The sequence below is a fragment of the Paenibacillus sp. 2TAB19 genome (genome assembly GCF_052115185.1).
In the GTDB taxonomy this organism is placed as follows: domain Bacteria; phylum Bacillota; class Bacilli; order Paenibacillales; family Paenibacillaceae; genus Pristimantibacillus.
Map to the genome: position 1 here is coordinate 72,477 of NZ_JBFRGE010000004.1, position 21,999 is coordinate 94,475.

Consider the following 21,999-nt stretch of genomic DNA (forward strand, 5'->3'; position numbering starts at 1 on the left):
CCCGTAACACACCAAAGTTTGCGAAATAAAGCTGTATTTTAGCTCTATTTGGTCAGGGACACCGTCGYAGGAGGCTTTTTCGGAGGCAACGCGGTGAATAGAGCTAATTTCTAGCTCTATTTCCTAGACACACACCAAAGTTTGCGAAATAAAGCTACATTGTAGCTCTATTGGTCAGGGAGACCGTCGTAGGAGGCTTTTTCGGAGGCAATGCGGCGAATAGAGCTAGTTTCTAGCTCTATTTTCCCGTAACACACCAAAGTTTGCGAAATAAAGCTGTATTTTAGCTCTATTTGGTCAGGGGCCCCGTCGTAGGAGGCTTTTTCGGAGGTAACGCGGCGGATAAAAGTAAGCGGAACACTAAGATTAATTTCATATGGACAGAGGAGAGATTCGCTGTGGAACAATTCAGATTGCCTAAGATACCAATGCCTACGATTGAACTGCCGGGAGCGGTTCAAGACGTGTTGAAAGAAGCTGAGCAGAAGCTGGCGCATCGCCCTAAGCTGCTTCAGCTGTTTAAGAACTGTTTTCCGAATACGCTGGAAACGACGACGAAGCTGATGGACGACGGCACGACCTTCGTCATTACCGGCGATATTCCAGCGCTTTGGCTGCGTGATTCCGTCGAGCAGGTGATTCACTACGTGCCGCTTGCTAAGGATGACGCCGACCTGCAACGTATTATCAGCGGCCTTATCAAACGCCATATCTCTTATATCGGCATTGACCCTTACGCGAACGCGTTCAATGAAACGGCGAACGATTGGCATTGGAATACGACCGACGAGACGGAAATGTCGCCATGGGTATGGGAGCGCAAGTTCGAAATCGACTCGCTTTGCTTCGTAATCCGACTGGCTTATCAGTATTGGAAAGAAACGGGTCTTACGGATATTTTCGACGCCGGCTTCAAGCAAGCGATGATCACGATCTATGATTTGTTCAAAACAGAGCAGCATCATTTCGAGAAATCGCCGTACCGTTTCACGCGGGATAACGGCATCAAGGAGGACTCGATACGCAATGATGGAATAGGCATGCCGGTCAACTATACGGGCATGGTCTGGTCGGGCTTCCGTTCGAGCGACGACGCTTGCGACTTCCACTACAACATTCCGGGCAATATGTTCGCGGTTGTAACGCTGCGCCAAATGCAGGAGTTCGCCGAGTGGGTATTCCGCGATATGGACTTGCTTGCGAAGTTGAAGCGCCTGGAAGCGGATATCGATCATGGCATCCAACTGTACGGCATCTATCGCCATCCCGAATTCGGTCCTATCTATGCGTACGAGACGGACGGCTTCGGCAATTACTGCCTGATGGACGACGCCGGCACGCCGGGACTCGTCTCGATTCCGTATCTCGGTTACGTAACCGCGGATGATAAGGTGTATCAGAACACAAGAAGATTTGCGCTTAGCCACAGCAATCCTTTCTATTATGAAGGCAAAGCGGCAAAAGGAATCGGTAGCCCGCACACGCCTCCAGGCTACATTTGGCATATGGCGCTGTCCATGCAAGGTTTGACGGCAACGACGAACGAAGAGAAGCTTGCGATGATCGATATGCTGGAAGCAACCGATGCGGATACCGGCTTCATGCATGAAGGATTCCATTCCGACGATCCGACGATCTTCACTCGAAAATGGTTCGCTTGGTCGAACAGCCTGTTCTCGCAGTTGGTGTACAAAGCGATGAAGGACGGTCTTCTATGATGAGCCGATTCATCCTATTCGCCGATCCGGCGTTCCCGATCAGCGGTGCAATGGATGCGGCACAGGCGGCTGCGGCATTGACGGCAATGAAGGAGATCGGAACGGCAGTAGACGCAGAAGGTCTTGGCGCCGCGCTTCGCGCGGCTGAAGGCGGATGCTTCATTAATATGCACGCGCCGTACTTCCCGAAGGCGGCGTGGGCGGATATCGCCGACTTCTTGCAGCGTGGAGGCAGCCTGCTTAGCATTGGGGGCGCGCCTTTCAAGCATCCCGTTCGCCAAGAAAACGACGAGTGGATCGTAGAAGCGGAGCAAACCGCCTATCATCAGCAGCTTCATATCCATGAAGCACTGAGGGTAGACGGCGGACGCGCGACAACGCTTGAAGCGCTGGCCGATATTCCGTTATTCGAAGGCAGCGAGGTTTTACTGCCGATTCACGATACGTGGAATCTGGTTCCGCATGTTACGAAGAGCAGCGACCTGCCGCATCAGATGGGCTCGTCGGGTCCGATGGACACGCGCGTCTATCCGCTGTTGAAAGGCATTAGCGCGGAAGGCCGCGAAGTATCGGCTCCGGCTGTGCTTTGGGAGCATGTCGGCGGTCCGTTCAAGGGCGGCCGCTGGCTGTTCGTCGGCCAGCCGCTTACGGCCGACTTCTGGTCTGCCGGCGGCGCGGAGCATGTGGCGAGCTGGGCGGCATTCGCCGCTCGCGGCGTAACAGAACTGTGGTTGAAGCCGAATTATGCTTCTTATGAAACTGGCGACCGCGCGCAGCTGACGCTGCAGACGCAGCGGCTAAGCCGCTGCGTTGCTGGCGAAGACCGTCCGGCAACAACTTGGAGCTTCCACCTGACCGTCCAACGTGAAGGCGAAGCAGTAGTTCTATGGACAAAAACATGGCAAGAGGAAGTGACGGACTGGCACAATATCGTCCGTATTCCGCTGCCTTTTGATATCGAAAGCGGCTTCTATCGCGTTACTTGCCGCGTCGAAGCGCCGAGCGGAGAAGTTCGCGTGCTGAAGCAAGGCTTCTGGGGCAGGGACGACGAGCTGCTGAAGCAAGGGGAACCGATTCAAGCGGGACGCGACTTCTTCGTGAAGAACGGCAAAACGATGCCGGTCGTCGGCATGACGTACATGACGAGCGACGTTGCGCGTAAATTCTTGTTCCTGCCGAATGCGGCGGTCTGGGACCGCGATATGGCTCAAATGAAAAAAGCCGGCATCAACTGGATTCGCACGGGCATATGGACTGCCTACCGCAATATTATGCAGGTTGACGGTCATGCGTCGGAGGAAGTGCTGCGGGCGATCGATGCTTTCGTTCTGACGGCGAAACGTCATGATCTGCAACTGACGTTTACCTTCTTCTCGTTCACGCCGGAGCCTTGGGAAGGACTCAATCCTTACCTTGATCCGCGCAGCGTGGAAGCGCAGAAGCGGTTCATCCGCTCGATCGTCTCCAGGCATCGCGAGACAACGAATATCGACTGGGATCTAATCAACGAGCCGTCCATGTTCGATCCTGCTCAGATTTTCTCCGACSGACCGAGATCATGCCGCGATCCGTTCGAGCAGGCCGCATTCGCGGAATGGCTGGAGAAGCGTCACGGCTCAATCGATGTGCTGAGAGAGCACTGGAATTTGACGGCTCTGCAATTGCCTGACTTTGCGTCCGCTAAGCCTCCCGAGGCCGAGGAGATCAACTTCAGCATTCAGGACATTCATTCGGCGAAAAAAGGGACGCGTTGGCTCGACTACGTGCTGTTCTCGATGGACATGCACAATAGATGGGCATCGGAGCTGACAGCCGCTATCAAGGAGCTCTGTCCGAACCATCTTGTAACGGTCGGACAGGACGAGGCGCTTGGCGCTCAGCGGCCTTCGCCGTTCTTCTATGCGGAAGCGGTCGATTATACGACCGTCCACTCGTGGTGGTTCAATGATTATCTGCTATGGGACGGCATTTTCGCGAAGACGGCGCATAAGCCGAATGTCATTCAGGAAACGGGCATTATGTACGTGGAGACGCCGGACGGCAGGGCGAAGCGTTCGGAGGAGGAGCTTCGCGGCTTCCTGGAGCGTAAGTACGCATACGCCTTTGCAACGGGCGGTGCTGGCGCAATCCAATGGATTTGGAATACAAACTTCTACATGGATAACGCGAACGAATCGCAGATCGGCGCGCTTCGCGCGGATGGAACGGAGAAGCCGGAAGCCGACGTATCGTACGATTTCGGCGCTTTCATAAGCGAGATCGGCCATCTGCTCGGAGATCGGGAGCTGGAAGATATTGCGGTCGTATTCCCGTATTCGAATGACTTCTCGAATCGCAAGCTCGCTTTTGACGGGACGACACGCCTCACTCGGGCAATGTCTTACGAGCTGAACCTTCCGTTCCGAGGCGTATCGGAGTATCATCTGAACGATCTGATGGCGCAGCCTGCGAAGCTGATCGTGCTGCCAAGCGCGCATAACGTGGACAGCGAGGCGCTCCGCCAGCTATTCGCCGTAGCAGAGCAAACCGGAGCTACGTTGCTTGCAACAGGTCCGCTTAGCTTGGACGCTTACTGGCATGTGACCGGACGCGTTGAAGATAAGCTGGGCGCAACGGACGTTCGCAACGTTCAGCGAGAGGAGAGACTCGTACTTGCCGGCGAAGCATTACCGGTATCGTTCGGCCATCGCCGCATCGCGGAGATCGCGAAGGAAGTGCCCGTTGATGGCGCTGCGGAACAGCGGAATAACGTAGCTGGCGGTTATGAATTGTTTGAAATGCCGCTTGGCAAAGGGAAATTCCTCTGGAGCTCGCTTCCGGTCGAGCTGAACGATCGGATCGAGCCGCTTGTGAAGCTGTACCGTTACGCCGCTGACACGGCTGGCGCTAAGGGCGGCCTCGAATGGCTGTCCGGCGGCGATCTGCCTGGCGTATATGGGCGGAAGCTGAGCTACGAGAGCGGATATTTATATGTGTTTGTATCGGAGTATGCTTGGGACGCCGATATCGCCGTGAAGGATGAGAGCACTGGCGTATCCTATGCGTTCAAGCTGGAGAAAGAGCGCAGCGTGTTATTTTTCGCGGATCGCGAGGGACGGCTGCTGTCGGTCTATCGTCCGAACGAGGTAAACGTGGTAGTCACCGAATAGGGATGACTGTAAATGCATATATGAGCTATCAAAAAGAGAATAAAGCGGGAGCCGGCAGGCTCCTAACGGTGGAGGCGATTAACATCATGGCAAAGAAACGCACGGCGCATATTATCTCCCATACGCATTGGGATCGGGAATGGTATTTGCCTTACGAGAAACATCACGTCCGCCTTGTCGAGCTGGTGGATGCGCTGCTGGATAAGCTTGAAGAAGATCCGGCGTACAAAAGCTTCTATATGGATGGACAAACGATCATTCTGGAAGATTATTTGCAGGTCCGTCCCGAACGTCGCGAGCGGCTCGAAAAATACATTCAAGAAGGCCGCATTATCATCGGACCTTGGTATATTTTGCAGGACGCGTTCCTTACGAGCAGCGAAGCGAACGTGCGGAATATGCAGATCGGGCATCAGGACGCGCTTCAATACGGCACGCCGTCCAAAATCGGCTATTTCCCCGATACGTTCGGCTTAACGGGGCAGACGCCTCAATTAATGCTGCAAGCCGGCATTACGAATGCGTTCTTCGGGCGCGGCGTGAAACCGACGGGCTTCAATAACACGGTATCCGACGGCGGCTACGAGTCGTCGTTCTCCGAGCTGCTATGGGAAGGGCCGGACGGCTCCAAGGTGCTCGGCATCCTGTTCGCGAACTGGTATTCCAACGGCAATGAGGTACCGGTCGATAAGCAAGAGGCAGCCGATTACTGGGAGCGGAAGCTGGCTGACGCCGAGAAGTACGCATCCACCAACCAATTGCTGTACATGAACGGCTGTGATCACCAGCCGATTCAGCTTGATCTGCCTGAGGCGCTGGAGACGGCGCGTCAGTTATACCCGGACACGGAGTTTATCCATTCGACGTTCGAAGATTATTTAGTCGCCGTTAATCAATCGATGGATCAAGCGCTGTCCTCGGTTAAGGGTGAGCTGAGAAGCCAGCGGACAGACGGCTGGGGTACGCTCGTCAACACGGCGTCGGCCCGTGTCTATCTGAAGCAGATGAATCAGCTCGGACAAGCGATGCTGGAGAAGGTTGCCGAGCCTCTGGCGGCATTAGCCAAGCTTACCGGACAAGCCTATCCGCATCATTTGTTCACCTATGCATGGAAAACATTAATGCAGAACCATCCGCATGACAGCATCTGCGGATGCAGCGTCGATGAGGTTCACCGCGAAATGGTTACCCGCTTTGACAAAAGCCGCCATGTCGCTGAATCGATCATCGACAGCAGCAAAGCGGCGCTATCTGATGCGATTGATACAACGGGCTTCGGCCAACACGGCAAAGACGCGCTGCCCGTCGTCGTATTCAATACGACGGGCTGGGAGCGTTCGGGCGTGCTGACCGTAGAGCTCGACGCGCTGCGTCTTTACTTCCGCGACGGCTATACCCTAGAGGAAGCCGCACGAATCGTGAAGGAGACCGATCTATCTGGTCGCGTACTCATCGATGCTGAGGGAACGGAAACGGCATATACCATGGAGGATCTAGGGCTGCAATTCGGCTACGATCTGCCGGACGATAAGTTCCGCCAGCCGTACATGTGCCGCAGGGTGAAGCTGACGTTCGAGGCTGGTCAAGTGCCGGCGCTCGGCTGGAAGACGTACGCTTTGGTCAAAACCGACGCAACAGCGCCGACGAATGAAGCTAACCGCGCCTCCATGGTGACGGGAGTTGCTTCGATGGAAAATGACCGTCTATCGGTCACGATTGCGGAAGACGGTACTTACACGCTGACGGATAAAGCGAGCGGCACCAAGTACCGCGATCTCGGCGTATATGAGAACACGGGCGACATCGGCAACGAGTATATGTACAAGCAGCCGAATGGAGAAGCCGCGCTTACGACGAAAGACTTGAAGGCGAGCATCCGTCTGATCGAGGATACGCCGTTCCGCGCTTCCTTCGAAATTACGCATGACTGGCAGCTGCCGGCATCGGCGGAGAGCAAGCTGGATGAGGAGCAGCGCGAGCTGATCTACTATCCTGAACGCAAGTCGGGCCGCTCGAATGAGATGGTGACGATGACGATTCGTACGGTGCTGTCCTTGGAGCACAGCGGCAAAGGGCTGAACGTCAAAGCTACTTTTAATAATCAAGCGAAGGATCACCGCCTCCGGGCATTGTTCCCTACCGATCTGGCTGCGAGCACGCACCGGGTAGATTCGATGTTCGAAATCGCCGAGCGCGGCAACGAACCTGCGCCGGAGTGGAGCAATCCAAGCAACGCCCAGCATCAGCAAGCATTCGTCGACGTAAGCGGCGTCGATGCGGGATTGACCGTTGCGAACCTCGGGTTGAACGAGTACGAGGTGCTGAGGGACGGTCGCAACACGATCGCGGTTACGCTGCTGCGGGCAGTAGGAGAGCTTGGCGACTGGGGTTACTTCCCTACGCCGGAGGCGCAATGCCTAGGCGAGAGCACGGTAGAGCTTTGCTTAATACCGCACGGCGGCAATGGAATGAACGGCGGCGCTTACGCAGCTGCTTACCAGTTCCAAGTACCATGGACATCCAGCCAGACGGGCGTACACGAAGGCGCGGTTGCGCCGGCGCATGCGCCAATCCGCTGGGAAGCAGGCAGCGGGCTCGCCTTCTCTTCCATGAAGCTGAAGCCGGGCAGCGACGATGTCATGCTGCGCTGGTTCAACATGGGTGCGAACGAGACGGCGTTGTCTCTTCATAACGCTAGCTCGCCATACAGCAGCGACATCTTGGAAACACAAGGTGCCGCGCTTGAAGCGAATGGCTCCGGCCAGCCGTCGTTGAAGGTTCAACCATACCAGATCGTGACGATCGGAATGGCTGCTAACGCAAAATAATAGACTCAATTCTACAAACTTCCCGAACATTCTTCATGATTCGGGAAGTTTTTTTCGTCTTATGAGTCATTTTTGAGGTATAATGGGGATTGTGTGAACAAAATCAAAGCAAATTTGCTGTTTTTACAAATAATAAATAGATAATCTATTGACGTCCAATAGAATATCCGATAGGATTACTTGTATTAATACAATCATTTGTAGATACAAGGGGAGAAAACAAAATGAACAACAAGAAACTTCGTTCTATGCTTGGTCTGATGCTGGCCGTCGTTATCGTAGCAACGGGCTGCGGACAAGCGAAGAACAACAACGCAAACGAAGCAGCAGGCGGCAATAACCAGTCTGCTAATGTAGAGAAGGTAGACGTTCCAGCGGCATTGGCCGATAAAGGCGATATAAAACTGAAAGTAATCCGCAAGATCGGCGGAGACGATCATACCGCACAATTCCTTGCTGGCGCAAAGCAAGAGGGCGAAGCGCTTGGATTCAGCGTCGACACGTTCTCGGCGAACGGCGACACGGTGAAGTTCCTTGACGCGCTTGACCAAGCGGCGAACAGCGACGTAGACGGCGTAGTCGTCTCGCACGGCGATGACCCTGCTACAGTGAATGCTGTACAGAAGCTAAGAGATAAAGGCATCGAAGTTGTTGCTTTCGATTCCGTGGGAGAACTGTCTGGCGTATCCGGCGTTACGCTTACTTCGCAAGACGACGAAGCGCTCGCGCAATTCGCCCTAGACAATCTCGTGAAAGAGCAAGGCGAGGATGCAAAGATCGTATACCTTTGGGTAGACGGTTTCCCTCCAATGGTTCGCCGCAACAAGGTATACACGGATACGCTTGCCAAATACCCGAACATCAAGGAAGTTGACCGTTTCGGCGTTGCGAATGAGAACACATCGGTTGATACGCAAAACGCGGTAGCGGCAATGCTGACGAAATACCCGAAAGGCGAGATCGACGCGATCTTCGCAACATGGGATGCTTTCGCAATCGGTGCAGCTAGAGCGCTGATCGAAGCGGGACGCACGGAAATCAAGATTTACGGCATCGACGTATCGAACGCCGACCTGCAAATTATGCAAGAAGAGAACAGCCCTTGGGCATCCACTGCTGCGGTTGATCCGAAGATGATCGGCGCGGTGAACGTAAGATTGCTTGCGAAGAAGCTGGCTGGCGAAGAAACGCCTGCATCGTACAACTTGGAAGCGGCGTTGATTGACCAAGAAACATTGAAGACGTCGGCTAACCCTGTCAACATGGTTACGCTTGCCGAAATCATTCCTGGCTGGGGAACGACGGATGCTTTTGAAGAGGATTGGATCAAATCGTTGAAAGCCGCAAACGGCAAATAGACGAAAGCAGCCATATCGAATAATGGTACAGCTAGCACTAGCTGCATGAAGCTTAAGGAAAGCGCCCTTGTCCATCCGGATGGGGGCGCTCTATCCTGTTTGGAGAGGAAGGTAGGGCGGTTGACAGAGCGACAAGCAAGCAAGCTTGAAATGAAACGGATCTCGATTGAGTTTCCCGGCGTAAAAGCGTTAACCGACGTTGACTTTCACACGTTGGCTGGACGGGCTCATGCCTTAATCGGCGCGAACGGGGCGGGCAAATCAACGCTGATGAAGGTGCTCTCGGGCGCGTACAATCACTACACGGGCGATATATGGCTGGACGGTAAGCAAGCGGCTATTCGGTCGCCGAAGGACGCGAAGGATAACGGCATTCAGATCGTCTATCAGGAAGTAGACACTGTCTTAATTCCCAACTTGACCGTCGGCGAAAATATTATGATGGAACAAACCGTCCATAACATGAAGGGACGGCATCTCATTGGCTGGAAGCAGCTTCACCGCTCGGCTCAGGCTGTGCTAGACCGCCTGAATGTGAAGGTGCCGACACGCAAGCTTGTCCAAGAGCTGACGCTTGCGGAGAAGCAGATGGTTTTGATCGCCCGGGCGGTGTCGATGGAATGCCGCTTCCTCGTATTGGACGAGCCGACCGCTCCGCTTAGCCATAGCGAGACGGAGCAGCTGTTCCGCTTAGTGCGACAGCTTAAGTCGGAAGGCGTAGGCATTATCTTCATCTCCCACCGTCTGCCGGAGCTGTATGAAATATGCGACGACATCACGATCATGCGTGACGGGAAGCTTGTCATAAGAGACGAAATCAAGCGGCTCAGCCAGCAGCAAGTGGTTGAGCATATGTTAGGGGCGAAGCTGGACGGACAATTCCCGAAGTCGGAAAGGACGATAGGGGAGAAGTGGTTCGAGGCGAAGTCGGTCAGCGATACGGACAAGGTGAAGAACGTCGAGCTATTCATTCGCAAAGGCGAGATCGTCGGCCTCGCGGGTCTCGTCGGCGCGGGCAAGACGGAGCTTTGCCGCGCCTTGTTCGGAGCGTCATCGACATCGACAGGCGATACCTATCTGCAAGGGCGCAAGCTGCGGATTCGTTCGCCGCATGAAGCGGTGAAGCACGGTCTGGCGCTCGTACCTGAGGAGCGTCGGCGTGAAGGCGTCTTCGTCGATGAGTCGGTGTCCGACAACATTTCGGCATCGGTTCTGTCAAGGTTCACCAAATGGGGCTCGTGGCTGAGCGCGGCGAAGGAGAAGAAAGCCGCGACGGCGATCATTGCCGATCTTGGCATTAAGACGCCAAGCGGAGCGGCGAAGGTTCGCAATCTGTCGGGCGGCAATCAGCAGAAGGTCGCCATCGGCAAATGGCTGCTCGTCGACGCTGACGTCTACATTTTCGACGAGCCGACCAAAGGCGTGGATGTAGGCGCGAAGCGCGACATCTACGAGCTGGTAGCCGAGCTGGCTAGCCGCGGCAAATGCATACTATACGCCTCCAGCGAAATGTCCGAGATGATGGGCATCACCGACCGCATGTACGTCATGTATGACGGAGGCGTCATTAAAGAGCTGGAGACGAAGCATACGAATGAGGAAGAGATTTTGCTATACAGCACTGGAGGCTTGTTGACATGAAGGCTGCCGAAGCGAATGCCGATCGGAGCGCGAAAGGGTTTCATTTCTTTGACTTTCTCTATAAATACGGGACGTTAATTACGATCCTGCTGCTCATTGCCGTGTTCGGCACAATGACGGACAACTTCTTGAACGGCGCTAATATTATTAATATTTTGCGTTCGATTGCTATTGTAACGATTATCGCAACTGGACTTACGGTATCGCTGTCGGTCGGGGGCTTCGACTTATCGGTCGGCTCGACGGCTTCGGTCGCCAATGCGCTCGTCATCTCCATGTTCGTCTGGCATGGACAGAACATCGGCGTCGGCATCGCGATCACGATTGCCTTCTGTCTCGTTATCGGCCTCATTAATGCGTTTCTTGTCATCAACTTCAAGATTCAAGACATGCTGATGACGCTCGCGACGATGTTCGTCTTCCAGGGCGTGGCGCTGACGTACACCAGAGGTGCGACGATCTCGCAAAATATGATTATGCCAAACGGCGATTTTGCCACGGGCGTCATTCCCGATTCCTTCGGCAAATTAGGGGAAGTGCCGTGGATCATCATTATTATGCTGCTTGTAGTCATCGTCGTACATCTATTCCTGACGTATACGAAGCATGGCCGTTATATGTATATGATCGGCGGCAACCCGGAAGCGGCTAAGCTGTCAGGCATCGCGGTGGGCAAGTACCGCTTGATCGCTTATCTCGTATCGGCGCTGTTCGCGGCAGTCGGCGGAATCATACTCGGCGCGCGCGTCATGAATGCAGAGGTTAATTCGGGCGGCTCGTACTTAATGGACGCGGTTGCGGCGGCGTTCATCGGCTACTCCGTATTCGGAGCCGGCAAACCTAACGCGTTCGGCACGTTCGCGGGCGCGGTGCTTATCGGCATATTGTCCAATGGACTAGTTATGCTTTCCGTTCCCTATTATGCGATGGATATTGTGAAAGGCTCCGTTCTGGCACTTGCGCTAGCGATAACGTATTACAAGCGAAAGCACTAGCTGCGCGGGCAAGATGGGCCCTGAAAATGAAGCGGTTCCGACAGTCTGAACAAAGACTGCGGACCGCTTTTTTTCTTGCCGAAACGATGCATCCAACAGCGACCTTTTATGATATATTTAGGTCAAATAGGTATAGGGCTGGGGGAAGTCATGGTCGCTCAATTCAAAGATTTTATTCTTAATATTTTTCTTATTTTTTCCCCGCTCGTGTTTTATCCGTATATTTTCAGGGTAAGGGGCAAATTGCTGCTCTATCGGTTTCTTCTCTATATTCTTTTTGCGATTGCGCTCATTACGACGATGTCCTTTCCTATCCATATCCACGGCCTTACATACGATTTTCGCTCTATTCCTTTAGCAATTGGCTCGTTATACGGCGGGATCCCCGTCGCGTTGTTGTTATATGCGACATTGCTGATCTTTCGGTATTTGTTAGGCAATCCGAACGAGCTGATCTATGCGTGCGCTCTGTTGCCAACTCTGATTATCGTCTATGGTCTTAACAAGCGCTATCATACACTCAAGCTGCCGCAAAAGATCATGGCTGCCATTTTTTTATGCACTTCCATTAAACTTATTGCCTTCTCTCTATACCTCTCGATGATCGGAAGCCTCGATTTGCTTTACAAAAAGCCGATAGAGACATTGGAAACCTATCTGCTGCAAGGCGTCATTATCGGAATCGGCATTTATTTAATCGAGATTCTCGGCAAATATTTTTACATGCAGGAAGAGGTTATTCGCAGCGAGAAAATGAAGATCGTCGGCGACATGGCTGCTTCCGTCKCTCACGAGATTCGCAACCCGCTCACGACCGTCAGAGGGTTCATCGAGCTGCTCGGAACGGCGAACTTAAGTCAGCAGAAGAAAGAGTTTTACAAAAAGATCAGTCTGGAAGAATTAGATCGAGCGCAGCTAATCATCACCGATTACTTGACGCTGGCCAAGCCCGATCCCGAGACGGTCGAAAATATCGACTTGAATGAAGAGGTTCATTATTTATCGAACGTGCTGCTCACTTATGCGAACTATAACAACATTCAGATTAAAGAGTACGTAGCGGACGAACAGCCGCTCTTTGTTGCTGGGGATCGATACAAGTTCCGCCAAGCGATGATCAACATCGGCAAAAACGCGATCGAGGCGATGCCGGGCGGCGGACTGCTCGAGATCAGATCGGAAAAATATCAAGATCAATTGCTTATTAGCATTAACGATACCGGCTGCGGCATGACACAGGAACAAATCCGGAGGCTCGGCACGCCTTATTATTCGACGAAGGAGAAAGGGACGGGCCTTGGGACGATGGTGTCGTTCGGCATCATTAAGAAGATGAATGGCAAGATCGACATACAGAGCAGGATAGGAGCTGGAACCTCGTTTCAGTTCAGCTTCGCTAGAGACGTAAAGATGAATGAAACAGGCGGTAAGAAAGCCAGCGTGGTGTGAGAAGATTAGTAAAAGGGTTATCCGACGGGGGGCAATGCCCAATCAATCGGATAACCCTTATTTTTATGGAATAGCCTTAATCGGCAAAATCATGCCGCAGCGTGAAGAGGTCGTGCAGCGCATCGGTCGATAGCTCGGTAATCCAGCCTTCGGAGCTTGTGATGATCGTGTCGCTAAGCTGCTGCTTGCTCTCGAGCATCTCATCGATTCGCTCCTCGAGCGTACCGAGCGAGATGAACTTATGCACCTGCACATCCCGGGTCTGGCCCATCCGGTATGCGCGGTCGGTTGCTTGGTTCTCGACGGCCGGATTCCACCAGCGGTCGAAGTGGAAGACATGATTCGCCGCTGTCAGATTAAGGCCGACGCCTCCAGCCTTGATCGACAGAATGAATACGTTCGGCTGCTCCTCGGGGGGCAGCGTCTGCGATTGGAATTGCTCGATCATTCGGTCGCGCGCGGACTTGGACGTGCTGCCGTTCAAGTACAGCACCGGCTCCTGCAGCTCATGCCGGAGCACCTGCTGCAACATCTGTCCCATGCCGACATATTGCGTGAAGATGAGGCAGCGCTCGCCTTCGTCGCGCAGCTCGCGAACCATCGCGAGCAGGCGCTCCAACTTGGAGGAGCGGCTGATGAGCGCTTCCGTATCAAGCGGAGCATCGGCAGCGGCTTCGCCAATTGCTGCCGCCGTCCTCTCCTTCGTCAGCAGCAGCGGGTGATCGCATAGCTGCTTGAGCTGGGTGAGCGCGGCAAGAATCGCGCCTTTCCGCTCGATGCCCTCGAGCTTCTGCATGCGGTCCATGAGCTGATTCACGCTCTGGTCATAGAGCGCGCCTTGCTCGGCCGTGAGATGAATGTACGTCTTCATCTCATTCTTATCCGGCAAGTCGAGCTGGATCGCGGGATCCTTTTTCTTGCGGCGCAGCATGAACGGCTTAACGAGCTTCTGCAGGTCAGCCATCCGTTTCTCGTCGCGCTCGGTTTCGATCGCCTTGACGAACCGCTGCTGGAAGCCGGCCGCGCTGCCGAGGAAGCCGGGATTGATGAAGTCGTAGATCGACCATAACTCGCTTAGCCGGTTCTCGATCGGCGTTCCTGTAAGGGCGATGCGATGCTTAGCCTTCATGCCGCGAACGGCCGACGACTGCTTCGTCTGAGCGTTCTTAATGTTCTGGGCTTCGTCAAGACAGATTGCAGCCCAGTTAATGGACTGCAGCAGCTCTTGATCAAGCGTGGCCGTCGCATAGGAGGTCAGCACGATATCGGCTTGCTGGGTCTGCGCAAGGAAAGCGTCGCCGCTGTTGCGCCTGCTGCCGTAGTGGAGCGTGACGCTGAGCGATGGGGCGAAGCGCGTAATTTCTTTCTGCCAGTTGCCGAGTACGGACGTTGGGCAGATGATAAGAGCTGGGGGAGCGCCGTCTTGAAGCGCTCCCGTTTCCTTCATATGCAGCAAGTACGCGATCAGCTGTACCGTCTTGCCCAGGCCCATGTCGTCGGCGAGACAGGCGCCGAGACCGAAGCGTCTCAGGAAGGAAAGCCATGCGTAGCCTTCCCGCTGATAGGTTCGCAGCTCGGCGCGCAGCCCCGCCGGCGGCTCAAGGGGCGGCAGCTCGGATTGCGAGCCGAGCTGGCCGATCAGCTTAACGAGATGCTCGTTAAGCTCGACCTCGAGTTGGATGCGAGCCGCGTTGTCCGCCGCTGCAGCCGCCTCTTCTTCAGGGCTGCTCGCGCCGCCGTTTCCGAGCAGATGCAGCTGCAGTACGTCCTGGAAGGACAGTCCTTCCGTCCGATCCACGCTGGCCATCAGCTTGCGAATTTGCGACAGCAGGGCAGGGTCAAGCGAGATCCATTGCCCGCGGAAGCGAACGAGACGTTCGTTACGAGCGACGAGGGCGGCGAACTCTTCCTCGGTGAGATCTGCTTCGCCGATCGCGATTCGCCAGTCGAAGTCGACGAGGGAATCGAGGCCGAACAACGAGCGGTTCGTTGCTCGGCCCGCGCTGTCTTTCACTTTGGCGCGCAGCCGCGGCTTCTTCTTGCTCGCCGCCTCCCACCAGGCGGGAAGCAGCACTTGCCAGCCGGCTTCGAGCAGACGCTTGCTGTCCGTCGTTAGAAACTGCCACGCGGCTTCGTCCGATAGCGGAGCGCTAAGCAGATCATCGTTGCGGGCGCCTTCACCCGCCAGTTGCGCAGCCGGCAGACAAGCGCGAAGATGCTCCAGCCAGCCAGCCGAGCGTTCTTGCACGAAGCCTGTCCATGACGCCGGCCAAGAGCCTAACGCGCTGCCGCTGGCTGCCAGCCGGATTGGCGTAATCGCCGCAGCGTCCAGCTTGTCCTGCAGCACAAGCCGCAGCCGCCAGTCTAGCTCCTCCTCGCCCGGCTCAAGCAATTGCAGAAGCGGCCGGAACGGCGCCGAATCGGCTCTCCAGCCGACCGCAATGAGCCAAGCCTGCTCGTCCATCCCGGCAGCCGCCGAGCGATCTTCCGCGAATAAGAGCGGAAATTCCCGGTGCAGATCGGCTTGCTCGGCTTCGGTAGAATAGAAGCGACCAAATACGGCGGCCGAGAATGACGCTCGAAGCCCTTCCGTAAGGGTATCCTCCGCTAGCTCATCCTGATCCTCATACTCCTGCGATTGATCCATTATCCTTTGCGCGTCTGTATTGTCCCACGACCATTCCAGCTTGCCTTCATGGAAGGCAGGGAGACTCGGAATATATTGTTTTTGCTCCAGACATGCCGACAGCACTGGCGTCAGCCGAACGAGCGCGGGGCCATGTCCGGCCCATTCCCATTCAATCGAAGAGAGGAGCTCCAGCTCGGCGAAGAACGGAAGCACCTGCTCGGCAGGCAGCAGAATGAGCTCTGTATGCTGTACCTGCATGACTTCTAGCTCTGTTCCATAGAAGGACGGTTCATGCCAGGCAAATAAGCGGTGCTTTAGTGCCAAGCCGCTCATAGCGGTGTTGCGATTCGCTCTATGTCCATATAAGAGGGCGTCGCCTTGTGTCGTTATTGTAACGGTAACCTTAATCATGTCTACTTGGATGCTCATGTTCATGTTCGCACTCATGGTATCAGCTTTCCTTTCCTCAATTCCTCTGATAAGGCGCGCAGCCTGCTATGCCGATCAAGGAATGAGTTCAAGAACAGCTCCCATCTGTCCTCTCGTTTCAGCTTCTTATATAGCTTGGCGAGCCTCTTAAGCAGCTTGACCGCCTGCTTGTAATCGGCTCTGTTCTTGAGCAGAACGTACCGCTCAACGGCTTGGTGGTAAAAGGGGAGCAGCAGCTTCGGATCGTTGCGCTCAATATCCGCGAATTCCGAGACGCGATAATCGAGCGGTTCCCTGCCCGAGCTCATCTGAAAGTCCATCCACTCGCGCAGCTTGCCGTAATTGAGCAGCTTGTCCTCATAAGCTTCCTGACTGGCTGGCAGTCGCTGCTTCAGCGTATGCCACATGAGCGGCTCGGCGTCTGGACGATGAAGAAGTGCCTCGTCCCATAGATGCGAATACAATTGCTCGGCATGGGTGACTAAGCCTACGATGTTCGAACCGAACCATGACAGCCATTGGATCAAGCGGTCCCAATGTTCATCCTTGATTAGCGCATGCAGGAATCGGAAAAGATCATCGGAACTGCCATCGGACCGTTTGATCGTGCCCAGCAGTTCCCAAGCTTTCTCGTCCTCGGATAGGCTGAACGACATCCAGCTTCGCGCAATCAGCCACGGATATTGGCGGAGTTCGCTTCCCAGCGCTTCGGAAGCAGCCGCCAGCTCCCGAAGCTCATCCTCATAAAGCGCCGTGCCGTTCATATTGGGTGTAAGCCACTCCGTCCACAGTTGGAAGTAGAAGCTGACCGCAGCTTGCTGAATGCGTGATTGGACGAGCATGGCGCGGCGAATAATAGCGAGAGTTTCCTTGACGCGATCCCATTGCTCAGGTTCGGCTTGGATGGGAAGATTCGAATCCAATACGCCCATTATTTCTTTTTCTAGATCGATAGCGGCTGAATTCGTGAAGAAACCCATATAGAAGTGGCCCGGCATGGAGGAGTTCGCTATCGGCTTCGTCAGCGCTTGAAGAACGAAGAGCCGGGCGTTCAGACCAAGAAGCTGCTCCAGTACGGGCGAGAGCGGGGGCTTGTGAGCCATAATGGCCTTCAGTGAATCCTGCACATATTGTCCGTTCCGCGTCTTCTCCTCGAGTCCTGCCGTGCAGAGGGCGAACCATTCCTGCCACTGGGCGATCGTCATCTGTGCAAGCATGCTGCCCTTGCCGGTCAGTTCTGCTGCCGATAAGACGGCTGGCTTATTAGCAACGGGCTGCTGTTTGCGTACGGATGCTGCGAATGTAGTTGCGGATCGCGGCGAAGGCTGGCTGAAAACATGCTGTCCAGCGTTCACAAGCATCTCGACGGATCGGTTCTGCAGTCTGGCGTACTCGAGCAGAATCGCGAATTGATGCTTGCAGTTGCCGCCTACCGGACACGAGCAGTTGCTCAGTGTGAAAAAATCGAGGTTAATCTCGACCTTATAATTGTCGTTCCCCTCGACGATTCCCTCTATTTGCTGCGGCGCGCTCATCGCGATATGAAGCACCCGCCCCTGTCTGTAATAAGCATACCCGCGCTTAATGGTCCCATCGTCGAAGCTGTCGCTTACGTCTTGAACAAGCATATTCCATTGATTGTTATCTATCCTATACAAGTTATCCATGTTCGAATAATCTCCCATTTGTTTCACTATGAAAAATCTTAGGCCGCCAAAGAACAGTGTCTTTCGGCTACTCTAGATTATATCACTWAACGCAAAAAAATGGCGGCACAGGAGGGAGAGCCTGCACAACCATTTCATCCTAGTTTGTTAGCCTTTGAAGGTTGCTTTGGTAAGCTCCTGTTGGGTGAAGCGCTGAGCGGCGACGAGCTGGCCGTCTGCGTCTTTGCCCCAAGCGGAGACGAGCACGCTCTTGTGGCTGGTGAAGATTTGCACCTCGTATTGCGCGATTGTTGCAACGTCGAGGATGACGAAGTTGGATTCGAATCTTCTTAATGTAAATGACTGATTACTCACGAGCCGCTTTCTTCCGTTCAATTGAAACAGCTTCACGCGTACCCTTACGTTATTGCAAGTACTGTTGTTGAGCGCCTTGACGAAGACGAAGCTCGACGCGCCCGGCGGCGTGAACGAATCGTCGACATTAACGGAGTTCTCGACGGGGCCAGTTGAATATTTAAACACAGCCATCTAATCTCACAACCTTTCAATAGATTCATATATTCTATGAAAAGGTTGCCAAACGGCTTGGACGATTCTACTCTATTAGCTGAAAATAGGCTGCCCTCCTATCGCGAGACTGCGTATCGGGAAGGATATTTCCGAATACGATTTGCTCGCTTTGGAAGAGAGACGCTGAGGCGGATATTTGCGGATAATAGCGAGCATATGCGGTTTTTCAATACCCGGTTATTCCGATATACTTAATCGAGACGAGACAGAATACGACTGCTGGAGGCTGATTTTACTTGACTTATTCGGATTTGTTGGGTCGTCGCAACGAGATTTTGAAGAAGCGCATCGAGAAGTTTGCCGTGAAGAGCAATAAGCGGGGCTTAAGCTCGCAAGAGAGCCATTTTTATCAGCATATCATTAAAGAATGGCATCAGAACGAGATGGAACTGAATACGGTAAGACGCCGTCAAATGTAGCAAGCAACATCATCGTTATTCGTTAGGAGCATCTTAGGATGCTCTATTTTTTTGCGCACATAAATATTTCCAAAATATGCTTATCGATGTATACTGATTGAGGATAAAAATGGAGCGGAAAGCGGTGGGGAAATGAACACGAACGAAATGTATATTATGGTTTTGGCGATTGCCGCATTGGTGCTTTGGAGGCGTACGAGGTCCTTCTACAAGCCGGTGCGCGGAGGTAAACGGTTATTGCTGCCGATGCTCTTCATGCTGCCGGGCATCACTTTGTTCATGAATGCGGACGTACATGCACCGATGTACGATTGGCTTATCGCAGTCGTTCTAGGCGTCGCGATGTCGCTGCCGCTCATATGGACGACGAACTATGAGGTTCGGGACGACAATCAAATCTATGCGAAAAAAAATATGGGATTTATTTTCGCCTTCCTCGCGATTCTTGTTATTCGATTTGCCCTAAGAGGGTACCTGGATATCGTTAATCCTTCGACGCTGGGCGCCTTGTTCATGCTCGTTGCGTTCTCCTACGTATTGCCTTGGCGCGTGGTCTCTTACATGAAATACCGCAAGGTCGCCGGGCTTCGAGCCTAGTTCCGAAACAAATGCAACTCGAGATACGTCTTATAGATGCATCAAGAAAAAGCGTTTCGAGAGAGGGGCAGTAGTTATGCGTTGGCTTCCTGCTGCAAGAAGCAGTCGGTGGTGGCTATGGGCGGGCATATCGTCGCTTACGGCAACCTTGCTGCTATGGCTTATACGGTTCGTCCTTATGGAGCAAGCCTTCACGGGAGTGTATGCTTTCCGGTTTCTGCTGTTAGGCACGGGCTTATCGTTTCTGTTCGGCTTCTTCGGATGGCTGGGCGCGCGTAAGCTGGCATTATGCTCGACTGCCGGACTCGCGGCGGGTCTAATCGGAATGGCCGTTTATTCTAGGGATATGACCGGCTGGGAGGATCTCATCAGTATCCTTGTGTTCATGGAGTTGATTGCAGCCGGATTCGCCGTTGGCCTTATTGTAGAGGTCATTTATCTCGTTATTAGAATTAGCAAAAAATAATACGAAGCAAGCGATATGCGCTCTCGGGCCATATCGCTTTTTTTTATTAATGACGCCATACAGGCGTCCATGCTTCGCTTAATAATTGAATGCCATGCGACATATCGCTGTCTGTTATGCCTCCGAAGCCCAGGTACAGCTTAGGCTTGTCGTTAAGTCCGGGTAGGTCCGGGCTTTGCAGACCGTAGACGCGAACTCCTGCGGCTGCCGCAAGCTCGATGAGCCGCTCGGGTCTGCAGCTCGCTTCCAGCGTCAGCTCAATATGCAGCCCGGCATGATCGCTTGTCACTTGCGCTTTGCCCGGCAAGCAGCGTTCGATGCATGCGATCAGCCATTCATGCTTCCTCCGATACACCTGCCTCATTTTGCGAATATGACGATACCAATGGCCTTTCTCCATGAACAGCTCCATCGCCCACTGATCGATTCGCGACGGGCATGTCAGAATATGCGTTAGATCGTTTAGCTTCTCCATAAGCTTCGGCGGGAGCACCATGTAGCTCATCCGCAGCGCGGGTGTGAACGACTTGGAGAATGTGCCTAAATAGATAACGGAATCATGGCAGTCCATCCCTTGCAAAGAAGGGATTGTTTTGCCGTAATAACGGAATTCGCCGTCATAATCGTCTTCGATGATATAACTGCCGCTTGCTTGTGCCCATTGCAGAAGCTGTTGCCGCGTTTTGTAGGGAAGAGGACTGCCCGCGGGACGATGCGACGGGGTCAGGTAGAGCGCCTGTAGCGTGCTGCGTTCCAATTGCTCGAAGGTCAATTCGTGATGGTCGCCTTCGCCTTGAATCGGAATGAGCTGTAATTGATTTTGTTCGAAAATGGTCCTCACCTGAGCAATGCCATACGCCTCTACGCCAACGGCCAATCCCTCTCCAAGCAGCCTTGACAGCACATGGATGCTGTTCGAAATGCCCGTGCCGACGACGATCTGTTCGGCCGTACAGACTGCTCCCCTCGAATTCGTCAAGTAGCGGGCAAGCTGCTCGCGCAAGCTGTATTCGCCTTTCGGATCTCCGTATTCGTGAATGAAGCGGCTATTTGCCGCAAGCGAATCGGCTAGGGCGGATCGCCACAGGCGGAGCGGGAAGGACTCGCCGTCGACGGTCAATAGGCTGAAGTCGATCACCGCGTCCTGCGGCTTTGCGTCTTGCTCGTATTGCTGTCTCGCAGGTTCACTATTCTGCGGAGATGAGCTCACGCGCGGGTGCTGTCCATAATGGTGATGGATCACATATAGGCCAGAACGAGGCTTACTCGCCGCGTAACCTTCCTCCAAGAGCATCTGATAGGCGGTCTCGACGGTCGTTTTGCTGACGCCTAATTGCTTGCATAATGTCCGCACCGAGGGAAGTTTTGTTCCGTTTTGTACGATGCCATCCTGAATAAGCGATTTGATACGCTTGTAAAGCTGTAAGTATAGCGCTCCTGTATCGTTCGGATGAAGCGTTATATCCATGGGGGTAAGTGCCTCCGCTTCAGTCAATCTGACCACTAAAAATAGTAGTTGACTGACACTTTGTTAGGGGTCAATTGTAGTATAGACTGTGATCTAAGCAATCGGCAATAGAGAAGGGTGAAGGGGGACAACGGCATGGAAAATGATGTACCGATGGAGGATACGTTTTCTAGATTGGAGAGGTTAGGCATCAAGCTGCCGCCCGCCAGCGAACCGGCAGCCAGTTATGCGAACTGCGTCTTGGAAGGCGGGCTGCTGTTCGTATCGGGCAAAGGACCAAGCAGCGGAGCAAGAGGGAAGCTGGGTATCCATTATACGACAGAGGAAGGCTACAAGTATGCGAGAGAGACGGCGATTGAAATATTGGCCGTCGTCCAGTCTTATCTCGGTTCATTGGACAAGGTGGCTCGCGTCGTGAAGGTGCAGGGCTTCATTAACGCAAGCGCGGAGTTCGAGGAGCATCATAAGGTGCTCGACGGCTTCTCCGATCTGATGGCCGAAGTGTTCGGGGATAGAGGCGTACATGCTCGCTCCGTATTCGGAGCGGTATCCTTGCGGGGCGGACTGCCCGTTATTATCGATTCCATATTCGCTGTGCGGGAGGAGGAACATTAAG

The 21,999-nt window shown here is 53.8% G+C and carries 15 protein-coding genes; 11 read left to right on the forward strand and 4 right to left on the reverse strand.

What is annotated here, in order from left to right; genetic code table 11:
- The first annotated feature begins 398 nt into the window (after window positions 1–398).
- The 7 genes from AB4Z33_RS02835 (at window position 399) to AB4Z33_RS02865 (ending at window position 13,138) form a co-directional block, all read left to right on the forward strand.
- Window positions 399–1,718, forward strand: coding sequence for a glycoside hydrolase family 125 protein (locus tag AB4Z33_RS02835; protein WP_442048444.1), 1,320 nt, complete (start codon window positions 399–401; stop codon window positions 1,716–1,718).
- A complete protein-coding gene (locus tag AB4Z33_RS02840; protein WP_442048445.1) occupies window positions 1,715–4,867 on the forward strand; it encodes a beta-galactosidase in 3,153 nt (1,050 codons plus the stop codon). Before AB4Z33_RS02835 ends, AB4Z33_RS02840 begins: the two co-directional genes overlap by 4 nt.
- A gap of 86 nt (window positions 4,868–4,953) precedes the next feature.
- Window positions 4,954–7,695, forward strand: coding sequence for an alpha-mannosidase (locus tag AB4Z33_RS02845; protein WP_442048446.1), 2,742 nt, complete (start codon window positions 4,954–4,956; stop codon window positions 7,693–7,695).
- A 224-nt stretch (window positions 7,696–7,919) separates the two neighbouring features.
- Complete coding sequence (locus AB4Z33_RS02850) at window positions 7,920–9,053, forward strand: sugar ABC transporter substrate-binding protein (protein WP_442048447.1); 1,134 nt, start codon at window positions 7,920–7,922, stop codon at window positions 9,051–9,053.
- 150 nt (window positions 9,054–9,203) lie between these two features.
- Window positions 9,204–10,694 (forward strand): sugar ABC transporter ATP-binding protein, encoded by a 1,491-nt coding sequence (locus AB4Z33_RS02855; protein WP_442048528.1) that lies wholly within the window; start codon window positions 9,204–9,206, stop codon window positions 10,692–10,694.
- Entirely contained in the window at window positions 10,691–11,689 is a 999-nt protein-coding gene (locus AB4Z33_RS02860) for an ABC transporter permease (protein WP_442048448.1), read from the forward strand. Before AB4Z33_RS02855 ends, AB4Z33_RS02860 begins: the two co-directional genes overlap by 4 nt.
- A 108-nt stretch (window positions 11,690–11,797) precedes the next feature.
- Window positions 11,798–13,138 carry an ATP-binding protein gene (locus AB4Z33_RS02865; protein WP_442048449.1) on the forward strand — a complete coding sequence of 447 codons (1,341 nt, stop codon included), beginning with the start codon at window positions 11,798–11,800 and terminating at the stop codon, window positions 13,136–13,138.
- 76 nt (window positions 13,139–13,214) lie between these two features.
- Here AB4Z33_RS02865 and AB4Z33_RS02870 read toward each other — a convergent pair whose 3' ends face one another.
- The 3 genes from AB4Z33_RS02870 to AB4Z33_RS02880 form a co-directional block, all read right to left on the reverse strand.
- Window positions 13,215–16,196 (reverse strand): DEAD/DEAH box helicase, encoded by a 2,982-nt coding sequence (locus tag AB4Z33_RS02870; protein WP_442048529.1) that lies wholly within the window; start codon window positions 16,194–16,196, stop codon window positions 13,215–13,217.
- Window positions 16,197–16,210: 14 nt separating this feature from the next.
- On the reverse strand, window positions 16,211–17,863 hold the full coding sequence (locus AB4Z33_RS02875; RefSeq protein ID WP_442048450.1) for an SWIM zinc finger family protein: 1,653 nt from the start codon (window positions 17,861–17,863) through the stop codon (window positions 16,211–16,213).
- A 147-nt stretch (window positions 17,864–18,010) separates the two neighbouring features.
- Window positions 18,011–18,391 carry a hypothetical protein gene (locus AB4Z33_RS02880; protein WP_442048451.1) on the reverse strand — a complete coding sequence of 127 codons (381 nt, stop codon included), beginning with the start codon at window positions 18,389–18,391 and terminating at the stop codon, window positions 18,011–18,013.
- 278 nt (window positions 18,392–18,669) lie between these two features.
- Here AB4Z33_RS02880 and AB4Z33_RS02885 point away from each other — a divergent pair, with 278 nt between their 5' ends.
- The 3 genes from AB4Z33_RS02885 to AB4Z33_RS02895 all read left to right on the forward strand — a co-directional run bounded on the left by AB4Z33_RS02885 (window position 18,670) and on the right by AB4Z33_RS02895 (window position 19,915).
- Window positions 18,670–18,852 carry a hypothetical protein gene (locus AB4Z33_RS02885; RefSeq protein WP_337102878.1) on the forward strand — a complete coding sequence of 61 codons (183 nt, stop codon included), beginning with the start codon at window positions 18,670–18,672 and terminating at the stop codon, window positions 18,850–18,852.
- Between the two features lie 132 nt (window positions 18,853–18,984).
- Window positions 18,985–19,449 carry a CcdC family protein gene (locus AB4Z33_RS02890; protein WP_442048452.1) on the forward strand — a complete coding sequence of 155 codons (465 nt, stop codon included), beginning with the start codon at window positions 18,985–18,987 and terminating at the stop codon, window positions 19,447–19,449.
- Window positions 19,450–19,525: 76 nt separating this feature from the next.
- Window positions 19,526–19,915 carry a hypothetical protein gene (locus AB4Z33_RS02895; protein ID WP_442048453.1) on the forward strand — a complete coding sequence of 130 codons (390 nt, stop codon included), beginning with the start codon at window positions 19,526–19,528 and terminating at the stop codon, window positions 19,913–19,915.
- A 46-nt stretch (window positions 19,916–19,961) separates the two neighbouring features.
- Here the strand turns inward: AB4Z33_RS02895 and pdxR are convergent, their stop codons facing one another.
- Window positions 19,962–21,383: a MocR-like pyridoxine biosynthesis transcription factor PdxR gene (gene pdxR / locus AB4Z33_RS02900; protein WP_442048454.1), complete on the reverse strand. Its 1,422-nt coding sequence runs from the start codon at window positions 21,381–21,383 to the stop codon at window positions 19,962–19,964.
- 135 nt (window positions 21,384–21,518) lie between these two features.
- Here pdxR and AB4Z33_RS02905 point away from each other — a divergent pair, with 135 nt between their 5' ends.
- Window positions 21,519–21,998 carry a RidA family protein gene (locus AB4Z33_RS02905; protein ID WP_442048455.1) on the forward strand — a complete coding sequence of 160 codons (480 nt, stop codon included), beginning with the start codon at window positions 21,519–21,521 and terminating at the stop codon, window positions 21,996–21,998.
- Window position 21,999: the final 1 nt, after the last annotated feature.